Genomic DNA, 3,898 nt, shown 5'->3' on the forward strand with positions numbered 1-3,898 from the left:
GGGTGTGGTCGTGCGCGACTTCTCACCGAAGAACATCGTGCGCGGCGAGTCCGGCCGGTACACCGTGATCGACTTCGGCAACAGCGCCTACGACGGCTTCCAGATCCGGGGCTGGACCCGTGGGTACAGCGTGCCGGACCAGCACACCAACCGGCCCGCCGAGCCCGGGGACGACTACTTCTCACTGGGCGCGACCCTGTTCTTCGCGGCCACCGGGATGAACCCGATCCTCATGGACCCCGATCCGGTGCGCAATCTCGAACGGACGCTGGAATGTTTCGCGCGGTTCCATCCGGACGCGCGGACCGGAGTACTCGGCCTGATTCCCCGGCTGCTCGACCTCGACCCGGCGGAGCGTGCGGCGGCCGTCGCCGTGATCCGGGCGGGAGGGCACCGGGCGAGCGAGGTCACGGCCCACCGCGGACCGGCGCGCCGGATCGTGCTCTCCGGTGATCTGCTCGAGGCGGCCCTCGAGCACACGGTGGACGAGTGCGTGCGCCACGCCGAGCGGCTGATGGACCCGGCCGCGGCGGATCGCCGCTCGGCGCCCCCCGCCACGAACGTCTACAGTGGATCGGCCGGGCTGGGCATGGAACTGCTGCACCACCCCCGGACGGCGGGCCTCGCCACCGAACTCGCGGCCTGGACGGTGCGGATGACCCCGCCGGCCAAACTGCCCGCCGCACTGTACTTCGGCCGCACCGGTACCGAGGTCTTCCTCGAGGCGGCCCGGCTCGCCGGGGGCCCAGTGCCGCAACGGGAGCCGGTCGTACTGGGCGAGCGGGAGCGCGCCGACTACATCCACGGGGCCGCGGGCATCGGCACCGGGCACCTGATCCTCTGGCAGTTGACGCGGCGGCCGGAGCACCTCGGCGTGGCCGCGGAATGCGCACGGCGGCTGGTGGCGGGCGAGGTCACCGAAGCCGAGGACGCGGTGGCCCCGGCGCAACCGGGTTCGGGCGTCTGCGTCGAGTCGGGTTTCGCCCACGGCACGGCGGGGATCGCCACGTTCCTGGCGGCCTACCACCGGGCTTCCGGCGACACCGACGCGGGCTCCCGGGCGGCGTCGTTGTTCGAGGGTCTGGCCGCCGAGACCCCGGAACTGGTGGCGACACTGGAGCGTCCGGCGGCACGCGCGATGGGCGCCTCGTGGTGCCAGGGACTGTCCGGGATCGTGTCGGCGCTGGTCTCGGCCGCGGGCTGGTACCGCGACGATCGCCTCCTGGCACTGGCCGAGGACGGGGCCCGCGCCTGTCTAGCCATGGCGCCGCAGGCGTGGGTGGTCTCGCAGTGCTGTGGACTGGCGGGGATCGGCGAGTCGCTCGTCGACGTCGCGCTGGCCACCGGGAACGAGGAATTCTGGCGCGGCGCGGAGACGGTGGCCGAGCTGATCCTGCTGCGCGCCGCGGGATCGCCGGAGCGGCCCCGGTTCCCGGACAACTCGCTGGACTCCGCGAGCAGCCACTGGGCCACCGGTTCGTCGGGCGTGCTGTCCTTCCTGCGGCGCCTGCACCGGCGTTCGGGTGCTCGCTTGTGGACAGTGGATTGGACACCCCCGGCGGCGACGTTGTAGAGCCGCGGTTTGCCGTGAAGGGACGCCTCACGGGTCGTGTCGACCAGGGCTCCGGCAAAGCCGGGCCCGGCGGCTCGGCTCGGCCGTGCCCGACACACCTTCCGCAGTCCGAGTCCCACCCTCGTGCGCTCGTGTCCCTGTTGGACACTGCCGTGAGGGGTCCCCTGACGGTCGTATCGACTGTGAGGGGCCCCCTCACGGCAATCCGCAAAGGCCGACTTGGCCGGAGTCCCGCGACCAGGGCCGTGAGGGGTCCCCTCACGGCCCTGGGGTCCCCTCACGGCGCGGGTCTGGTGGGAGGGGACGCTCGGCTCAGGCCGCCAGCGACCACTGCCGCAGGTATCCCGCGGCGAGGCCCCTGATGTAGGCGTCGAGCTGGTTGCGGTTGGTCCGCCGGTGCAGGCGGAAACGGCGGCCGTGCCGGGTGTCGAACACGACGGGGGTGGCCCCCGGCAGGATGGAGTCGATCAGCCCTTCCATCAGGTGGAGGAGCACCTCGGCGGTTTCCTGGGTCAGGGGCGGTTCCTTGCAGTACGGCGCCACCACCACGTACTCGTCGTTGCGCAGCCGCAGGCCGATCAGGTGCCGCAGGGTGACCCTGAGGTCCGATTCCGCCCACGTGACCCGGGCGGCAGGGACGCCGGTCGCGCCGCGGGGCAGCAACTGGAGGAATCCCTGCACGCACTGCCGGTAAACCGCTTCCCGCCAGTCGTCCTTCCCCGCGACCCCGGCGATCACCCGCTCGAGTTCGGCCGCGGGCTCGGGACTGCTGACCGCCCGCCGGAATCCGGAGAGCAGGGGCCAATAGCTGACCCAGGCAGGTCCCTGTGGGGTGAGGTACTGACGTTTCTGTTCCCTGACCAGTGACATGGCCTTGCGCGGTCCGGCCTGGGCGTAGTCCAGCCACTGCAGGCCACCGATGTTCACGATACCGGGTTTGCCGTCCACCATGCTCCGTTCGGCGTTCCGGAGCGCCGGCCGGGGCCGAAGGACTTGACATCGGCCCCGGAGGTCCACCAAACTCTGCGTTGACCTTCCCCGTCATGCTCGAGTTCGATGGCGCGACGCTCGATGTGCTTCGCACATCTCACTCAGTTTACTAGGTGCGCCAACGGTTTTCCATGGTTTCCGGGTTCTTCGCGGTGTCCGCGTGGCCTACCCGGTGAACGTCAACGGAGCGGTGGCCGACGCCGCGGTGTAGAGGGCATCCCCGGCGAAGGTGGCGGTGTAGCTGCGGGCCGAGCGCAGGTTCGGCGGCACTGGCACGTTGGTGAGGGTAGCCGCACCTCCGGTGGTGGTGATGGCGCTTCCCAGAATGGTGGTCACCCCGGCGACGGTGACCGTGAAGGTGACGCTCTTGCCGGGGATTCCGGCCCGGGTGCTCGTGTTGACGAGCACTCCGGTCAGGACGGGGATGCGGTAGCCGCCCCCGACGCGGACGATGCTGCCCGGTACGGCGGTCATCGTCGTGTTGATCTTCTCCACCACCTGCGTAAGGGTGGTTGACGTCGAGCCGGTGAAATTGGTGTCGCCGTCGTAGGTGGCGACGACCGTGTGGTTGCCTACCGTGAGACCACCGATGGTGTAAGTGGCCTGGTTCCCGATGAGGGCAACGGTGTTCGGTGTGCCGTCGATGGTGAAGGTGACGGTGCCGGTGGGTCCGGCGGCCCCGGTGGGCAGCGGTGTGGTGGGGCTGACGGTGGCGGTGAAGGTCACCGATTGGCCGTAGGTGGAGGGATTGGGCAGGGCGGTCAGTGTGGTGTCGGTGGCGGCCTTGCCGACGGTTTCCGTGACCCCGGCGGCCGTGGAGAGGGTGAAATTCGCGTCGCCGCTGTAGGCGGCGGTGACCGAGTGGCTGCCCACACTGAGCGTGTCGAGGCTGACTGCGGCTTGTCCGGTGGCGGGGTCGACCGGTGCGGTGAGCGCCGGTCCGTCGTCGCTGATGGTGAAGGTGACGGTGCCGGTGGGTCCGGCGGCCCCGGTGGGCAGGGGCGCGGTCGGGGTGACGGTGGCGGTGACGGTCACTGCTTGGCCGTATACCGAGGGACTGGGGGTCGTGGTGACCGTGGTGCTGGTCGCGGCCTTGTCGACGGTTTGGGTGGTGGAGGTGGTGGAGCCGGTGAAGTTGGTGTCGCCGCTGTAGGTGGCGGTGATGGTGTGGGTCCCCGCGGTGAGGGTGCTGACGCTGACGCTGGCCTGTCTGGTGGCGGGGTCGACCGGTGCGGTGAGCGCCGGTCCGTTGCCGCTGATGGTGAAGGTGACGGTGCCGGTGGGTCCGGCGGCCCCGGTGGGCAGCGGTGTGGTGGGGCTGACGGTGGCGGTGAA

The 3,898-nt window shown here is 70.7% G+C and carries 3 protein-coding genes; 1 reads left to right on the forward strand and 2 read right to left on the reverse strand.

Annotated features, from left to right (window positions below; genetic code table 11):
• Positions 1 to 1,573, forward strand: a 1,573-nt coding sequence (locus tag FNH05_RS34065; protein WP_186382877.1) for a lanthionine synthetase LanC family protein, incomplete at its 5' end; no start/stop codon positions are given.
• 312 nt (positions 1,574 to 1,885) lie between these two features.
• Here FNH05_RS34065 and FNH05_RS34070 read toward each other — a convergent pair.
• Together FNH05_RS34070 and FNH05_RS39830 are read right to left on the reverse strand one after the other, a co-directional pair.
• A complete protein-coding gene (locus FNH05_RS34070; RefSeq protein WP_246128111.1) occupies positions 1,886 to 2,500 on the reverse strand; it encodes a hypothetical protein in 615 nt (204 codons plus the stop codon).
• Positions 2,501 to 2,728: 228 nt separating this feature from the next.
• On the reverse strand, positions 2,729 to 3,898 hold a 1,170-nt coding region (locus tag FNH05_RS39830; RefSeq protein ID WP_144592967.1), incomplete at its 5' end, for an Ig-like domain-containing protein.

The organism is Amycolatopsis rhizosphaerae, from assembly GCF_007713715.1.
Taxonomy (GTDB): Bacteria; Actinomycetota; Actinomycetes; order Mycobacteriales; family Pseudonocardiaceae; genus Amycolatopsis_E; species Amycolatopsis_E rhizosphaerae.